Origin of the sequence: Microbacterium sp. LWH13-1.2, assembly GCF_038397735.1 — a bacterium.
In the GTDB taxonomy this organism is placed as follows: Bacteria; Actinomycetota; Actinomycetes; order Actinomycetales; family Microbacteriaceae; genus Microbacterium.
Genome location: NZ_CP151635.1, coordinates 2332092 through 2348657 on the forward strand (window position 1 = coordinate 2332092; position 16566 = coordinate 2348657).

Below are 16566 nucleotides of genomic sequence, written 5' to 3' on the forward strand. Positions count from 1 at the left end.
GACAGCAGATCAGCGGGGCGCGTGCGCCTCGAGGAACTCGTACACGTCGGTCGTGTCGACGCCGGGGAAGGCCCCCGTCGGCAGGGTCGCGAGCAGCGTGCGCGGAGTCCTGACGTTCGGCCAGGAGTTCTCGCGCCACCGCCCCTCGAGCTCTGCCGGAGCCCGGCGGCAGCAGACCTCCACCGAGTGCTTCGAGACTCCTCGGTGCGCCGTGTCACGACCGACGAACCACTTGGTGTCATCGAATCGCACGCCCACGCTGACCGAGTGGAGGCCCTCACTCGAGGCCTCGACACGGGCAGTGCACCAGTAGGTGCCGTTGCCGGTGTCGGTGTACTGGTAGTACGGGTTGAAGCGGTCGTCCTCGTCGAACACGACGCGACTCGTCCAGCGACGGCAGCACATCTGCCCCTCGATCGAGCCGAGCCGATCGGTCGGGAAGTTCACGTCGTCGTTCTCGTACGCCTTCGTGATCGTGCCCGACTCGTGCACCTTGAGGAAGTGCACGGGGATGTCGAGATGACGGGTCGCGAGATTCGTGAACCGGTGCGCCGCGGTCTCATACGAGACCGAGTAGGCATCTCGCAGGTCCTCTATCGAGATCGCCCTGCGGGCTTTCGCGTCTTTCAACGCGGGAACGACGTGCGCCTCGGGCACGAGGAGCGCTCCCGTGAGGTAGTTCGTCTCGACGCGCTGGCGGAGGAACTCCGCATAGCTGCGTGGCTCCGAGTGACCGAGGATGCGGCTCGACAGCGCCTGCAGCACGGCGGTGCGCGCATCGCCTTTGGCCGGCACACTGCTCGACAGGTACAGCCGCCCGTTCGCGAGGTCGGCGACACTGCGCGTGGTCTGCGGCAGATCAGGCGCGTAGTGGAGGGTGAACCCCAGGTACGCGGCGATCTCGGATGCGGTCCGCTGGGTGAGCGGGCCGCCCGGATGCCCGACCGCCGCGAGTATCTCGGCCGCCTTCGTCTCGAGATCCGCGAAGTGGTTGTCCTGCCTGCGCATCAGGTGACGCAGCTCGACGTTCGCGCGCCGGGCCTCCTCCGGCGTGGCGGCCCGCTCGTCCTTGAGACGATCGATCTCGCCGTGCAGCGCGAGCAGCGCCTTCAGAGCATCCGTCGGCATGCTCTTGGCGATCCGGAACGGCTCGATCCCCAGCGCCTGGAATGTCTGGCCCTTCATCGCGCGTTCGAGGGCGATCTCGACCGCGCTGCGCTCATCGAGCGGCTCACCCTCGAGAAGCGCGTCGATCGTGACGCCGAGTGCACGCGCGATCGCCTGCAACTGGGTGAGCTTCGGTTCGCGCTTTCCCGTCTCGATCATCGACATCTGACTCGGGGCCCGATCGACGGCCGCCGCGAGGTCGTCGAGGGTCATCCCGCGCGCCGTGCGCAACTGACGGATGCGTCGCCCGATCGTGAGGGCGTCGGCGTCTTCTTCGACCGCTGAGGTGCTCATGAGGCCGATTCTGTCACAGAAACAGAATTTCCGACGATCTTCACACGCGAATCGGCCGGTTGCACGCGCCTTCTTCACCCACAGTGGAAACACGCCACCCGGCTTCACGATCCGGGCATCCAACGGAGGAGACACCATGACGAACACCGCTCAGAACCACACCCCCCGCCCCGCAGGTCTGCGCGCCGGCGACCAGGTTCAGACGGCCGCCGAGCTCCGGGAGATCTGGGAGACGGATCCCCGTTGGGACGGTGTCGAGCGCACCTACTCTGCCGAAGACGTCATCCGCATCCGCGGGTCGGTCCGCGAGGACTCCACCCTCGCCCACCGCGGAGCCGAGAACCTCTGGAACCTGCTGCACACCGAGGACTATGTGCGGGCTCTCGGCGCCTACACCGGCGGCCAGGCCGTGCAGCAGGTGCGTGCGGGCCTCAAGGCGATCTACCTCTCGGGCTGGCAGGTCGCGGCCGACGGCAACCTCGCCGGCCAGACCTACCCCGACCAGTCGCTCTACCCGGCCAACTCGGTGCCGGCGGTCGTGCGTCGCATCAACAACGCGCTGATCCGTCAGGACCAGCTCGAGCACGCCGAGGGAGAGGTCACCCAGGACTGGCTCGCCCCGATCGTCGCCGACGCCGAGGCCGGATTCGGCGGGCCGCTGAACGCCTACGAGCTCGCACAGTCGCTGATCCAGGCGGGCGCGGCGGCGATCCACTGGGAAGACCAGCTCGCGAGCGAGAAGAAGTGCGGCCACCTGGGCGGCAAGGTGCTCGTGCCCACCCAGCAGCACATCCGCACGCTGAACGCGGCACGCCTCGCGGCCGACGTGGCAGGTGTCCCGACGGTCATCATCGCCCGGACGGATGCTCTCGCCGCCGACCTGCTCACCAGCGACGTCGACGAGCGCGATCAGCAGTTCACCACCGGCGAGCGCACGACCGAGGGCTTCTACCGCATCCGCCCCGGCATCGAGTCGGTCATCAGCCGCGGACTCGCATTCGCTCCTTACGCCGATCTGCTGTGGGTCGAGACGGGTGAGCCCGACATCGAGCTGGCTCGTGAGTTCGCCGCGGCCATCCACGCGCAGTTCCCCGGCAAGCTGCTCGCGTACAACTGCTCGCCGAGCTTCAACTGGAAGCGCCACCTGTCGGACGCCGAGATCGCGACGTTCCAGCAGGAGCTGGCTGATCTGGGCTACAAGTTCCAGTTCATCACGCTCGCCGGCTTCCACGCCCTGAACCACTCGATGTTCGACCTCGCCCGCGGCTACGCCGAGCGCGCCATGAGCGCGTACGTCGAGCTGCAGGAGGCCGAGTTCGCCGCCGAGGCGAACGGCTACACCGCCACCAAGCACCAGCGCGAGGCGGGCACCGGCTACTTCGACGTCATCTCCACCGCGCTCAACCCCGACAGCGCGACCCTCGCCCTCGCCGGCTCCACCGAAGCCGCGCAGTTCCACTAAGCCTCTTGTGAAGGACAGACGATCATGACCACTCCCACTGCACCCCCGGCCACCGCTCCGATCCAGACCACGCAGCAGGGTCCGGCGATCACCGTCACCGGTCCCCGGCGCGAGCGCTACGACGAGATCCTCACCCCCGAGGCGATCGCGTTCCTCACCGAGCTCCACCACCGGTTCGCCTCCCGTCGCCACGACCGACTGGCCGACCGGATGCGTCGGCGGTTCGAGATCGGCAACGGCCACGATCCCCGATTCCGCGACGACACCGCGCACATCCGCCAGGATGCCGAGTGGCGCGTCGCCGGCGCGGGTCCCGGCCTCGAGGACCGCCGCGTCGAGATCACCGGTCCGACCGACCCGAAGATGACGATCAACGCCCTGAACTCGGGCGCTCGTGTCTGGCTCGCCGACCAGGAGGACGCGACCAGCCCCACATGGAAGAACGTCATCGAGGGTCAGCTGTCGCTCCGCGACGCGATCCGCGGCGAGCTCTCCTTCACGGGTCCGTCGACCGAGTCGGGGCCGGGCAAGGAATACCGCGTCACCGCCGAGCGCACGCCCACCATCGTGATGCGCCCCCGCGGATGGCACCTGCCGGAGAAGCACCTGCAGTTCACCGATCGGGCGGGGCGCCGTACCGGGGCATCCGGTTCGCTCGTGGACTTCGGCCTCTACTTCCTTCACAACGCGAAGGAGCTCATCGCGAACGGGCGCGGACCGTACTTCTACATCGCGAAGCTGGAGTCGAGCGAGGAGGCGAAGCTGTGGGACGACGTGTTCTCGTTCAGCGAGGAGTACATCGGCATCCCGCACGGCACTATCCGCGCCACGGTGCTCATCGAGACCCTCCCCGCGGCGTTCGAGATGGACGAGATCCTCTTCGAGCTGCGTGATCACTGCGCTGGCCTCAACGCCGGACGCTGGGACTACATCTTCTCGATCATCAAGAACTACCGCGGTCGCGGCGCGCGCTTCGTGCTCCCCGATCGCAGTGAGGTCACGATGACGGTGCCGTTCATGCGGGCATACACCGAGCTGCTCGTGCAGACCTGCCACAAGCGGGGCGCCTACGCGATCGGCGGCATGAGCGCCTTCATCCCCAACCGTCGCGATCCCGAGGTCACAGAACGGGCGTTCGAGAAGGTCTCGGCCGACAAGAAGCGCGAGGCCGGCGACGGCTTCGACGGCACCTGGGTGGCCCACCCCGATCTGATCCCCACGGCGCAGGCGGAGTTCGATGCCGTGCTCGGTGAGCGACCGAACCAGGTCGACCGTCAGCGGCCGGAGGTCGCGGTGACCGCGGCGCAGCTGCTCGATGTGCACATCGGACGCCCGATCACGGCCGGCGGTGTGCGCGACAACGTGTCGGTGGCGATCCGCTACCTCGAGGCGTGGCTGCGGGGCCTCGGCGCGGTCGCGATCGACAACCTGATGGAGGATGCCGCTACCGCAGAGATCAGCCGCTCGCAGGTGTGGCAGTGGATCCATCAGGACCGTGCCACCGAAGACGGCACGCCGATCACGGCCGAGTACATCGAGGGCCTGATCCGCGATGTGCTCGCTCAGGCGACACGGTCGGCCGGTGACCGATTCGACGATGCGGCGGAGATCTTCCGCGACGTCGCGCTGCAGGAGGAGTTCCCGGCCTTCCTGACGCTCGGCGCCTACAGTCGCTTCCTCGTCGACGAGGACTGACTCGCACTGCACAGAAGCCCCTCGGATGCGGCGATCCCGCATCCGAGGGGCTCTGCCGTTCCGCCCTGTGGACAACCGGGTTCAAGCGTCTCCGTCCCGCCGTAGGCTCGCGGGATGCCGACACCTGCACCCCCTTCCGAACACGCTCTCCGCGTTCGCCGCACCGCCGGAACGTCCACCATGTTCTGACCGGCGGCGCCTGCGGTCACAGGCGGGCGTAGCCTGAGATCATGAGCGACGTCTGGTCCGACATCTCCGCCGAGTTCCTGCACCTGTACCCGCGTGGACGCCGCCTGCTCGTCGTCGCGGGAGCGGATGCCGAGCGTTCACGCCACGCGGCCGATGGCCTCGCCGCGGCTCTGGCCGCCGCGGACCAGCAGGTCGAGCGTCGACACACTGCCGATGGCGACGAGCAGGTTCTGCGCACCGATGTCATCGCTCCGTTTCGCGCATCTCCCGACAGTGGCAGCGTGCTCGTCGTCTCGGGTCCGCCCGCGCTGCTGAGTGAGAGCGCTCGCGGTCTCTGGAACTTCATCGTGTGGCAGCTCGCGGGAGACGAGGCGCCGCATGCGATCGCCTCGGCGCTCGTCGACATGACCGACCCCGCGAATCCCACCCGGCGCTTCGCGGACTACTGCGCGCTTCCCTCGTCGTTCGGTTCCTGACGCGAACCCTGGGGTTCGCGGGTGCTTCGGTTCCCCCGACCGAAGCACCCGCACGTCCACCCGTTCTCCCGCGGGCGGTCCGTCGTGCCCGGCGCTCACGCGCCTGTCCCCGAGCTTCCGGACGGGCGGTCCACCACGTCCGGAAGCCGTGACAGCCGACGATCCCGAAGCCGGAGCTCCGTCGCCGTCTGCCGTCATGACCCGCCTGGGGACACGGGCAGGCCCAGGTTAGAGCCGCGCTTCCCGCTCCCGAGGCGCGGGAGCACGTTACGTCACATGCTGCGCGTTACGCGGCACTCAGCACTCGCGTTGGCACGAGATTCGCGATCACCCGTCACCCTGCGCACGCCTCGTCGACAGTGATCTGCGGGCGACCGAACACCCAGGTCCGCTCGCTCCGGCTGCTCACGGAAGCCACGTCGAGCAGACGATCGGATCAGAGCGATGACCCCGCCTGCTCGTCGCTGAGCAGCATCGCCTCTGCGAGGCGCGGTGGCCGGGCGCGTGCGGCGAGACGGAAAGCACTGGGGCTGTGCCCGACATGGCGCGAGAACTGGGCGCGCAGCGCCGCTGCGTCGGTGAATCCGGATCGCTCGGCGACCGTGGTGAGGTCCTGCGGGGGAACCGACAGCAGTTCCTCTCGGGCGGTCACCAGCCGCCGTCGCAACAGCCTCGACGCGAGACTCTCGTCGGTTCCCGCGTAGAGCCGGAACAGCTGGCGTCGACTGACGTGCAGCTCGGCGGCGAGCTCCTCTATCCCGAATGCCGCATCGCGATGGCGCCGCTCGATGATCCTGCCGGCCTCGGCCCGCAGTTCGCTCGCTCTGTCCGTCTCGCCGTCACCGGGGAACTGCCGGAACAACCCGCGCACCAGTGCGAGGAGCGCGGCCTCGGTGCCGGCGAGCGCCCCTACGCCCTGATCGGGGTCCTGAGCCCATTCGAACAGCATCCGCGCCAGAGCCGCACCTGCAGCCCTGGTGAGCGGGGTGTCCGGGAACATATCCGCTCCCCTGGCCAGCACGTGTCGGTAACCGGCGATCGCGGCTGTGGGCACCACGACGCCCGTGGTGTTCGTCACGCCGAACTGCTCGACCGACGACGCTCCGAGGCTCGACATGAAGCCCACCCGCCCCACGCCCATGAGCTGGACACCTGACGCGGTGTGCAGGCGTTGCCCGCCCTGACTCACCATCCCGATGATGACGATGTCTTCGTCTTCGGGGGTGGCGTGGTCGTATCTCACCGTGTGCGCCGTTTCGAGTGTGCTGTAGAGCATGGTCGCGCCGATCGATCGGCGCAGGAGCGCTGCCTCGAACGCGTCGGGATCGTCTGCCGTCATCGATCCGAAGTTCGACAGCTGCATCATGCCGAGCTGACCATCGAGACGGATCACCTCTGCCGCGAACCAATCGGGCGGCGTTCCCTGCGACTCAGGGTCCGACGGCGACCAGGATCCGCCGGCGAGCCGACCGAGCCAGGCGCTCAACTCCGCATCGTCGATCACTCGTTCCATGGCAACCCCCGTCGGATGCGCGCCGCATCCGCAGCGACCGCTCCGTCCCCGCCCTCACCCTAGGGACGCTGCGAAAACCGAGCAATATACGTTCGTGCGGAGGCAGGGAACAGCGACAAGAGACGCAAACGGGCAACAGCGGCGGGCAGGGACGCTCAGCGGAACGAGGCCGCTACGGAATTCCGGTGGTAGTCGAACACGATGCTGGTCCTCGTCGAGGCGACGCTCGACTGCGCCGACAGGTGCTCCAGCACGAACTCGCGCATCTCCGACGAGTCGGCGACGGCGATGTGCAGCAGGAAGTCGTCGTCTCCCCCGAGGAAGAACACCTGGATGACCTGCGGCAGCACTCGCACACGGTCGGCGAACTCGACGATGCTCTCTCTGCGGCCGCTCGGGCGCAGCGTCACGCCGATGATCGCCTGCAGGCCCGCGCCCAGCATCCGCTCGTCGACGCTCGCATGGAAGCCGCTGATCACTCCTCGCTCGACGAGGGCGCGCAGACGCGCGTGGGCGGTCGACGGGGCGACACCGAGGTGACCGGCGAGCTCGGCATTCGTCATCCTCCCGTCGGCGCTCAGCAGCTGCACGATTCGCGCATCGATCGCATCGAGTGCCGGAGCCCGAAGAGTGTTCGACTGTGCGGCCTCGGATGACGTCTCCATGCGAATGATTATGCAGGATTCATGAGACAAACGAATGTTCTTCAGGCATTCTGTCGATCAGTCGACGTTTCTGCGATTCTGAAATGTACCCACGCAACCGTCACTTGGAGGATCGATGAAGATCGGCGTGCCCACAGAGGTCAAGAACAACGAGAACCGCACCGCGCTCACGCCTGCGGGCGCCGACCGTCTGGTGCACGAGGGCCACCGCGTGCTCGTGCAGTCGGGCGCGGGCGTCGGTTCCGGCATCTCCGACGAGGCGTATCGCCTGGCCGGCGCCGAGATCGTCGCTACGGCCGAAGAGACCTGGGGCGAGGCCGAGCTCCTCATCAAGGTGAAGGAGCCGATCGCGCAGGAGTACGGCTTCCTGCGCCCAGACCTCACTCTCTTCACTTATCTGCACCTCGCGGCCGATCGCGCGCTGACCACTGCGCTCGTCGACGCGGGAACCACGGCCGTCGCCTACGAGACCGTGCAGCTGCCCGATCGCAGCCTGCCGCTGCTCGTACCGATGAGCGAGATCGCCGGTCGCCTCTCGGTGACCATGGGTTCGTACTCCCTGATGCGGTCGGCCGGCGGGCGAGGCGTGCTGATGGGTGGGATCGCCGGCGCTCCTCGCGCCAAGACCGTCGTGATCGGCGGCGGTGTCGCCGGAGAGCACGCGGCAGCCAACGCCCTCGGGCTCGGCTCCCAGGTGACCGTGATCGACATCTCGCTGCCCCGCCTCCGCGAGCTCGAGCATCGCTACGGCGGCGCTCTGCAGACCCGAGCGTCGAGCAGGTACGACATCGCCGAGGAGCTGGCGACGGCCGACCTCGTGATCGGCTCGGTACTGATCCCCGGTGCCGCCGCGCCCAAGCTGGTCACCGACGACATGGTCGCAGCGATGAAGCCCGGATCTGTGCTCGTCGACATCGCGATCGACCAGGGCGGATGCTTCGAGGGGTCCCGACCGACCACGCACGACGATCCCACCTTCGCCGTGCACGACTCGATCTACTACTGCGTCGCGAACATGCCGGGCGCCGTGCCCGAGACGGCCACCCGCGCCCTCACCAACGCCACCCTCCCCTATGTGTCGGCCATCGCCGGCAAGGGGTGGGAGCGTGCGGCGGCGGACGACGTCGCACTCGCCAAGGGCCTCAACGTGCAGGGTGGGCGCATCGCACTGGATGCCGTCGCCCATGCGCACGGCTTCGCCACGGCGTGACCGGCATTGCGGTCGGACACCGTCAAGAACAGCGATTCTTGACGGCATCCGACCCGTCATCGACCGGGCCGACCCGGGTACGCTCGTACTCGTGACCGAACGCGCTCCTCTCTCTCGCAAGCTGTCCGCCATCGCCGAGTCGGCGACCCTCAAGGTCGACGCCAAGGCGAAGGCCCTCAAGGCCGAAGGCAAGCCCGTCATCTCGTATGCCGCGGGTGAGCCCGACTTCGCGACACCGCAGTTCATCGTCGATGCCGCCGCCGAGGCGTTGGCAGACCCCGCGAGCTACCGGTACACCCCGGCGCCCGGACTTCCGGCGCTCCGCGAGGCCATCGCCGCGAAGACGCTGCGCGACTCGGGTCTCGAGGTCTCGCCGAGCCAGGTCATCGTGACCAACGGCGGCAAGCAGTCCGTGTACCAGGCCTTCCAGACCGTGGTGAACCCGGGCGACGAGGTGCTGCTGCCAGCGCCCTACTGGACCACCTACCCCGAGGCGATCCGCCTCGCCGACGGCACCCCTGTCGAGGTCTTCGCCGGCGCCGACCAGGACTACAAGGTCACCGTCGAGCAGCTCGAGGCCGCTCGCACCGACCGCACGACCGTGCTCGTCTTCGTCTCGCCCTCCAACCCGACCGGCTCCGTGTACACCGCCGAAGAGACCGCAGCCATCGGCGAATGGGCGCTCGAGCACGGCATCTGGGTGATCTCGGACGAGATCTACCAGAACCTCACCTACGAAGGCGTCAAGGCGACCTCCATCGTCGAGGCCGTTCCTGCTCTCGCCGGTCAGACCATCCTCGTCAACGGCGTCGCGAAGACCTACGCGATGACCGGATGGCGCGTGGGCTGGATGGTCGGCCCCGCGGATGCCATCAAGATCGCCGGCAACCTGCAGTCGCACCTTTCGAGCAACGTCAACAACGTCGCCCAGAAGGCCGCGATCGCAGCGCTCACCGGCCCTCAGACCGAGGCCGAGCAGTTCCGCGAGGCCTTCGACCGTCGCCGCCGTCTGATCGTGTCGGAGCTGTCGAAGATCGACGGCCTCGTCGTGCCGAACCCGCTCGGCGCCTTCTACGTCTACCCCGATGTGCAGGGCCTGCTCGGCCGCACCTGGGACGGAGTGACGCCGACCACCTCGCTCGAACTCGCCGACTTCATCCTCGAGCGTGCCGAGGTCGCCGTCGTCCCGGGTGAGGCTTTCGGCCCGTCCGGATACATCCGCATGTCGTACGCGCTCGGCGACGACCAGCTCCTCGAGGGCGTGCAGCGCCTGCAGCGACTGTTCAGCTGACCGGCGTCTCGTCTCGCTCGACGACCCCGGGCGTGAAGCCTCCCGGTCGTCGAGCGAGGAGCGCAACGACGACGCGACACGTCGCGGTCACTCCTCGTCGTGGAAGCCGATGAGCCAGCGGATGCCGTAGCGGTCGACGAGCGTGCCGTCGTAGTCGCCCCACGGCCGCTTCTGCAGGGCGTCGAGCACTCGCCCCTCCAGGGACAGCTGGTCGAACCAGCTGGTCAGGGTCGACGCATCGACCGTGCCGAGAAGCGAGAGGAACATGCCGCTCATCTGCACGGCGTCATCGTCGGCTCCGGCATCGGCGCCTGCCAGCTGGACCGGGCCGGACAGCTGCCCGTGGGCGATCGCATCGCCCGGGCCGTCGTGGCGCCCCGCCTGCGAGTAGTCGAGCAGCTGCAGATCGCCGCCGAAGACGGAGCGGTAGTGCTCCAGCGCCTCAGCCGCGTTTCCGGGGAACAGCAGGTAGGGGATCAGTCCGCTCATGCCGCGAGTGTACGGCGAACGGACGGCATTGTCAGTCAGGTCGATGCCGTCAATCGGGGACGCTGCTGCGATAGCGTCGGGGCTTTCCCTCGCCGAGGTCGATGAGGCGTGTGACGCTGTGCAGCTCCACCGGCATCCCGAGCAGCGCGTGAAGAGCCGTGCGGATGCCCGTCTCGTCGCCGCCCGCGATCGCCGCGCGCACCCGCCCGTCGTCGCCCTGCTCGATCGACCACCCCAGCGCACCTCGGGCCTGCAGCTGCTGCGTCAGCTCGACGCACGGCACGAGCGTGCCGTCGGCCGCGCGGAAGCGCGTGTTCTCGCGGCCTTCGAGGTCGGCGATGCCGAACGCGCCGTCGTCGAGGCCGACGAGCCGGCCGAAGTCGCCGGTGCGATAACGCACCAGCGGCAGCAGCGGGTTCTCCCCCGCGGTCACCACGATCTCTCCCATGACGCCCGGGGGCACGGCGACGTCTCGATGCGGTTCGAGAACTTCGACACGCACCCGCCGATCGAGGATCCGGAACGACCCGTCGTCGGTGCGCGCGGCGATCGGGCGCGTCTCGTGGAGCCCGTAGACGTCGATCACCGGACATCCGAACGCCGTCTCGAGGCGCGCCCGCAGCGGTGCGGACAGCGCCATGGCACCCGAGATGATCACGGCCGGGTGCAGCACGGCGTCGAGTCCGGCATCCAGAAGCTCGGCGAGGCTCGTCGGATGCCCGCTCAGGATCTGCGGATCCGCCTCCGCGAGGAATCGGGCGCGCGCGTCGCCGTCGCTCCAGGCGGACGGATGCAGATTCAGCCGGGCCATGGCGCGGTGCGAGAAGCTCGAGATCACCGACACGTAGGTGAATGCCTGCCTCTGGAAGACGAGATTCGCCACCGCCATCCGTTCGTCGTCGTCGGTGACCGTGGCCCCGGCGGATGCGGCGAGCGCGACCAGCAGGTGGAAGCCGCGCGCGACCTCCTCGACGTCGTCGGGGATGAGCAGCGCCGCTCCGGTCGAGCCCGAGCTCGTGCCGTGCAGCATGCGGGAGAGATCCGCATCGAGCGGCACGAACGCAGCGAGGTCGTCGACGAGGTCGGCCCGTGCGATCGTCGGGTAGTCCTGGAGCGCGGCATCCTCCGGCATCCCCCGATAGCGCAGCGTGCGCCGCGCGGCATCGAGGTGCTCGCGGAGCCAGCCGTCGGTGGGAAGCGGATGCCGCACCCGCTCGACCTGCTCGGCCGTGAGGCGGTCACCGGTCGCGTGGGTCCAGCGCGGGGCGTCGGGATGCGCACGCCAGTGCTCGAGCCTCGATGATCCCTCAGCGTCGATGGTCGGCCAGCGCTCCGCGTCGGCGAGCACCGCAGCCTCTCCCGGCGCGTACTCCGCGAGGGTCAGCGCACCGCGGAGGTCGGGGTCACTCACTGGAGTACCGCGCCGCCGCCTCCTTGCGGCGGGCCTCGTCGAGCTTGCGGGCGATGTCGGCGCGGTGTCTGTGGCCCTCATATGCCTCGGCGAGCGCCCGGTCACGCGCCAGCGAGTCGCACGCGGCGAGAAGGGAGGCAGCTGTCGCCGCATCCTCCCCCGCGGGGAGGAAGCCGCACCAGAGCAGGAACGTGCGGGCGGCCTCGGTACGCCGCTCATCATCGGAGGTCCACTCCGCGGGAGCGGCGACCGGGGCGACACGCAGCGCGAGCGCATCGACGGCGAGGGCTGCCTGTCCGGTCGAGAGGGCCGGGTCGAGCGGTTCGAGGAGACCCTCGCTGGCGACGAGCCACAGTCCGATCGCGGCCCCCTGACGCACCCGAGGATCATCGTCGAACCCGGCGGACACGATCTGACCGCCGAGGACGTCTCCTGCGAGGGCACGCAGCGAGATCCGCTCGTCGAGGAACTCCTGGGGCACGCGGGAGAGACGTGCGGCCACCGAATCGAGCGAGGGCCCGGTTCTCGCACGCGCCCAGGCCTCGGCCTCTCCGCCCGAGCGCTCGCTCCACACGGCGAGCAGTGCCTCGGTGTCAGCCATGCAGAGCCTCCGCCAGGGCCGCGCACGCCGCCGGAGCGTCGGCCATCGTCTGCAGGTAGACCACGTCGTAGCCGTCGCGCTCGGCGAGCTGGGCGACCTGGTGTCTGCGATCCATGAGCACGAGCGTACCGGTGGTGAGCACGTCTCGGACGGTGCGGGCGACGCCCTCGTAGGGCTCGTTGCCGACACCGAACATCGACACCAGTCCGTCGTCGGAGAGCACCACGACGTGACGCTGATCGTCGTCGCCCGCCGGAGGAAGCCCCGCGTATCTCGCGGCGTACAGGTCGAGCGGGAATGACGTCGATCTGCCGAAGAACAGCGAGATCGCGGCGATGATCTCAGCGGGGTCGCGTCCGAACCGGCGCATCCCCGCGACCTCTCCCGTGCCCGAGAAGCTCGTGACCCTGACTCTTCCTCCGCCGCGGAGGATCGACAGCGCGAGGATCGTGCCGGCGAGCACAGCGGGCGAGCCGTTGCGCGGATGCGTCATCGATCCGGAGGAGTCGATGTAGAGGTCGAGCTCGAGACTCGTCTCGCGGACGATCGGCTCGTCGTCGAGCTCCGAACGCCGACGGGTCGTGACCCCGGGAATCACGGTCCCCGATCTCAGAGTCAGCGGCCAGTCGAGGTCGGCGAGCGCGTCTCCCACCTCCCACAGCTCCACGGGACCGGGGATGCCGCCGGTCGGCGTCGAAGGAGCGGGGCGTGTGTACGGGCGCACCCATGCGGCCGCCTCGTTGCGATACCAGGCGGCGAGCACGGCATCCTCCCCGCTCTCCCGGTACAGCGCGAGCGTGCGCGCGATGGTCAGACGCTGTCCGTCTTTCTTGACTCCGTCGTTGGTCGAATCCTCGAGATCCTCTTCTCCGTCGGGATCCCGCACCATGCCGGGGTGCCGTGGCAGATCGTCACGCAGACGCTGATCGGCGAGGATTCGGCCGAGCTCTTCGGCTGTGGCCGGGGCGTCGTCGACTCCGCATCCGACGAGTGACTCGCCGGCGCCCGGCTCCGCCGCTCCCGCCTGCTCGGCGAGATAGGGGGCGGCGATCACCCCGAACAGTGCGGCCCCCGAGACCGGGTCGGTGGCGAACGAGCGCACGGCATCCGCGACGAGAGCGGCGTCGACAGCCGGGTTCGTCGCCGTCGCTCCGGCGAGCTCTGCCGCGACCCTCTCGCGTTCGGCCTGCGCTGCGCGCAGCAGGCGTTCCTTCTCACGGTGTCTCTCGGGGATCTGACTCAGCGGCACGAAGGTGGCCTGCACACGGGCGCGCTCCGGTCGGGGCGGCGCCTCGAGCGGGCACAGGGTGCCTGCCGGCAGCTGCCAGAGCAGCTCGTACGCGCGGCAGTACACCCACCACAGTCGGTCGCCGCTGTCTTCGGGAGCAGGATAGAGCGCGAGGCCGAGCCGGACGATGCCGAGATCTCGGGTGGCGATGGGCGTGCCGGTCTGCTCCGCCCGCTGCAGCTGGGCGACCCGTGTGTTCACGAGCAGATCGCTCCACAGATTCGAGAGCCGCCGCGCGCCTTCCCGCGCATTCACGTGCACGGTCGCCGCGGTGATCGCGCGCGCCATCTGGTGGTCGATCTTGAGCGAGTCGACGCGGGTGCTGGGGGCGAGCACGTGGTGCCCGATCTCGTGGGCGAACATGCTCCACAACTCGTCCGCGAGCCCGCGGTCGGCGAGATAGCGCGGGTCGACGGTCACCGACGGGGGGAAGGAGAACCACGCGGGGGCGCCGTGTGCCGCAGCCGCGCCCGGCCGGACGGCCGGGTCGTCGAGCCGCACCCGCCACAGGGCGAGCGCCCGCTCCCACGCCGAACGGGCGTCGTCCGTGAGCGGGACCCGATCGGGGAGGGCCGTCACCCCTGCTCCCGCACGTGCACCCAGGCCAGGTGCGTGTCCGGCCCGATCACGATGGTCACCCCGTCACCGCTCGGCTCGGTCGTCTTCGGTCGTTCGGGAAGCAGGGAGAGACGCGCGCCCCACACGTCACTGTCGAGACGCCACCAGGCATCAGCGACGAGGAACGCGAAGGCCCCGTCATCGGGCACGCGTTCCACACGCTCGGGCGGACGGATCCACGCACCGCCGAGGCCTCGGAAGCCTCCGGTGGCGAGAACGTATCCCCGCTGATCGGCGCGGCCCGGCCACCAGAAGCGATCGCTTCGCTGCCGGCGCCGGAACTCGTCGAGCAGGTCGACGCCGATGCCGAGGGACGCGGCCGCCGACACCCGCTGCTCCGCGGAGTCGAGACCACCGAGCCGGGCGAGTGCGTCGGCGCGCAGCCCGAGCGCGCCTGCACGCCACGCGGCGATCGCGACGAGATCGAGCGCGCTCTCTCTGTCGGTCAGGGATGCCGGAGCGAGCGCGACTCCTGCGGCGAGCGCGCGGCGGAACAGCAGCGGATCGCCGTGGGCACCCCGCACCGACTCCGCCGCGAGTGCGGCGTCGAGGCCCGCCGCCGAGAGATCGGGGAGGACCGCGTGCGGGAACGGCGCCGAGACGTTCGCCAGCTGCACGGGAACGCGGTTCACCCGCGCATCTCCTGCCAGCGCACGTAGGCGGTGTAGCGCTGATGCAGATACTTCAACGCGATGACGTCGTCGAAGTCGCGGCCGTACAGCTTGCCGACCGTGGCGATCCGGCGCAGCTGCGCCTCGACCGCGGTGATGCGACGAGAGGCCTCGAGTGCCGGCAGGCCGTCGAGGCCGCGGTCGAACTCCGCGAGGAGCACGGCCACCTCGTCGTCGGCATCGCGTCCGAGCGCGTCGTACTGTCGGCACGACTGGGCGAACAGGTCGGCCAGCCAGCTGACGGTGTCGGTGCTGAGCTCGCGCTCGGCTCCGACGTCGAAGCGCGGATGCGTGGCGTTGGGCAGCAGCTTGCCGCGGAGCACGAAGGGCAGGACAGCCGCGACGTCGTCGAGTTCGACGGCGTCCACGCCCCGGAACCAGGCCATGGCCTTGGCGTACATGATGAGCGTCTGCAGAGCGCGCACAGAGAGTCCGTTGCGGGTCTGGGCTCCGAGGTCGACCTCGAGGTCGGCACCGCTGTTCGCCTCGATGACCTCGCCGACGCGTCCGCCCGCGGTCGTCACGACGTCCTTGGTGCGATATTCGAAACGGCGTCCGCCGTGCTGCACGAACTCGAAGTGGCTGAGGAAGAACCGCAGGCGCTCGCGCACGGCATCCGGGATGGGCACCGCGCGGATCCGCGCGCGCATCTCGTGCTGCTGCGCCGGGTCGAACGAGAGCTCGGACGGCACGTGCTCCTCGGGCTTCTCCCCCGCCTCGACCCGGGTGATCAGCTCGGCGAAGAACCGGCTGTTGAACCCGGCCGCCTGCACGGTGACGTCCATGCGGTCGCGCAGCGCCTGGATGACGGGGAAGGTGCCGCCGCCCGCGTCGTCGTTCGCGGTGAAGAACCAGCTCTCCACTCCCCCGTCCGGCGCGGTGCGGCGCATCTGGTCATGACTCTCGACGTAGCCCTCCGCGACCATCGTCAGCAGCGCCGACTGGGTCTTCGTGGGGATGCGGTTGTACTCGTCGATGATCTTGACGGGAAGGCCCAGCCAGTCGCGCCAGGCGATGCGGATGTCGGTCAGCCGCTCGGCTCCGACGAGATCGCGAGGCAGCGGGATGCCGACGAGATCGCTGACCGTGAGCTGAGGCTGCCCCTGCTGCACGGCCCGCCTGACATCCGCCGACGAGGTGCCCGCGAGCACCCCCATGAGCACGGCGACGGTGGTCTTGCCCCGACCGGGTCCGCCGATCAGCAGGCATCTGCCGCCCACCGCGAAGGTGAGCAGCGGCACGAGGACGTTGGATGAGAACGACGCCTGCGTCGGCAGCGATACGTCAGCCCCGGCATCGCCCAGCCCGATCGAGAGCGGCTCGCCGTGCGAGAACTCCATGTCGTAGTACGGCGAGATCACCGCCCGATTGACGATCCAGTAGTAGACCTGGCGGAGCTTCTCGTCGAGCGGAACCGCGGCCCGTGCGGCCGGACGGAACAGGTCTTCGGCAGTCAGCGCCTCGACACCGTGTCCGCTGCCTGGGTTTGTGGGCGAGGCGGATACTCTGTTCCAGCGGTCGGGCAT

14 protein-coding genes are annotated in these 16566 nt (G+C 69.2%); 5 read left to right on the forward strand and 9 right to left on the reverse strand.

Annotated elements, in window-relative coordinates; genetic code table 11:
* Positions 1–9: 9 nt before the first annotated feature.
* A complete protein-coding gene (locus tag MRBLWH13_RS11180; protein WP_341955117.1) occupies positions 10–1461 on the reverse strand; it encodes a helix-turn-helix domain-containing protein in 1452 nt (483 codons plus the stop codon).
* 136 nt (positions 1462–1597) lie between these two features.
* Here MRBLWH13_RS11180 and aceA point away from each other — a divergent pair, with 136 nt between their 5' ends.
* The 3 genes from aceA (at position 1598) to MRBLWH13_RS11195 (ending at position 5283) form a co-directional block, all read left to right on the forward strand.
* The gene (gene aceA / locus MRBLWH13_RS11185; protein WP_341955118.1) at positions 1598–2923 is read left to right on the forward strand and encodes an isocitrate lyase; all 1326 of its coding nucleotides are present in this window, start codon (positions 1598–1600) and stop codon (positions 2921–2923) included.
* Positions 2924–2947: 24 nt separating this feature from the next.
* Positions 2948–4618 carry a malate synthase A gene (gene aceB, locus MRBLWH13_RS11190; protein WP_341955119.1) on the forward strand — a complete coding sequence of 557 codons (1671 nt, stop codon included), beginning with the start codon at positions 2948–2950 and terminating at the stop codon, positions 4616–4618.
* A gap of 230 nt (positions 4619–4848) precedes the next feature.
* Positions 4849–5283, forward strand: a complete 435-nt coding sequence (locus MRBLWH13_RS11195; RefSeq protein WP_341955120.1) for a hypothetical protein — start codon at positions 4849–4851, stop codon at positions 5281–5283.
* Positions 5284–5719: 436 nt separating this feature from the next.
* Here MRBLWH13_RS11195 and MRBLWH13_RS11200 read toward each other — a convergent pair whose 3' ends face one another.
* Together MRBLWH13_RS11200 and MRBLWH13_RS11205 are read right to left on the reverse strand one after the other, a co-directional pair.
* The gene (locus MRBLWH13_RS11200) at positions 5720–6796 is read right to left on the reverse strand and encodes an AraC family transcriptional regulator (RefSeq protein ID WP_341955121.1); all 1077 of its coding nucleotides are present in this window, start codon (positions 6794–6796) and stop codon (positions 5720–5722) included.
* Positions 6797–6951: 155 nt separating this feature from the next.
* Complete coding sequence (locus MRBLWH13_RS11205; protein WP_341955122.1) at positions 6952–7461, reverse strand: Lrp/AsnC family transcriptional regulator; 510 nt, start codon at positions 7459–7461, stop codon at positions 6952–6954.
* A gap of 115 nt (positions 7462–7576) precedes the next feature.
* Between MRBLWH13_RS11205 and ald the strand changes: the two genes are divergently transcribed.
* Together ald and MRBLWH13_RS11215 are read left to right on the forward strand one after the other, a co-directional pair.
* Positions 7577–8671 carry an alanine dehydrogenase gene (gene ald, locus MRBLWH13_RS11210; RefSeq protein ID WP_341955123.1) on the forward strand — a complete coding sequence of 365 codons (1095 nt, stop codon included), beginning with the start codon at positions 7577–7579 and terminating at the stop codon, positions 8669–8671.
* A 91-nt stretch (positions 8672–8762) separates the two neighbouring features.
* Positions 8763–9962, forward strand: a complete 1200-nt coding sequence (locus MRBLWH13_RS11215) for a pyridoxal phosphate-dependent aminotransferase (protein ID WP_341955124.1) — start codon at positions 8763–8765, stop codon at positions 9960–9962.
* Positions 9963–10049: 87 nt separating this feature from the next.
* Here the strand turns inward: MRBLWH13_RS11215 and MRBLWH13_RS11220 are convergent, their stop codons facing one another.
* From MRBLWH13_RS11220 to MRBLWH13_RS11245, 6 genes are read right to left on the reverse strand one after another with little or no spacing between them, the layout of a single operon-like run.
* Positions 10050–10451, reverse strand: a complete 402-nt coding sequence (locus tag MRBLWH13_RS11220; protein ID WP_341955125.1) for a VOC family protein — start codon at positions 10449–10451, stop codon at positions 10050–10052.
* A gap of 49 nt (positions 10452–10500) precedes the next feature.
* The gene (locus MRBLWH13_RS11225; protein WP_341955126.1) at positions 10501–11862 is read right to left on the reverse strand and encodes an AMP-binding protein; all 1362 of its coding nucleotides are present in this window, start codon (positions 11860–11862) and stop codon (positions 10501–10503) included.
* On the reverse strand, positions 11855–12463 hold the full coding sequence (locus MRBLWH13_RS11230; protein ID WP_341955127.1) for a phosphohydrolase: 609 nt from the start codon (positions 12461–12463) through the stop codon (positions 11855–11857). The genes MRBLWH13_RS11225 and MRBLWH13_RS11230 overlap by 8 nt, the downstream gene beginning before the upstream one ends.
* Positions 12456–14330, reverse strand: a complete 1875-nt coding sequence (locus tag MRBLWH13_RS11235) for a VWA domain-containing protein (protein ID WP_341955128.1) — start codon at positions 14328–14330, stop codon at positions 12456–12458. Before MRBLWH13_RS11235 ends, MRBLWH13_RS11230 begins: the two co-directional genes overlap by 8 nt.
* Positions 14327–15001: a potassium transporter Kef gene (locus tag MRBLWH13_RS11240; RefSeq protein WP_341955129.1), complete on the reverse strand. Its 675-nt coding sequence runs from the start codon at positions 14999–15001 to the stop codon at positions 14327–14329. The genes MRBLWH13_RS11235 and MRBLWH13_RS11240 overlap by 4 nt, the downstream gene beginning before the upstream one ends.
* Complete coding sequence (locus tag MRBLWH13_RS11245; RefSeq protein ID WP_341955130.1) at positions 14998–16566, reverse strand: MoxR family ATPase; 1569 nt, start codon at positions 16564–16566, stop codon at positions 14998–15000. Before MRBLWH13_RS11245 ends, MRBLWH13_RS11240 begins: the two co-directional genes overlap by 4 nt.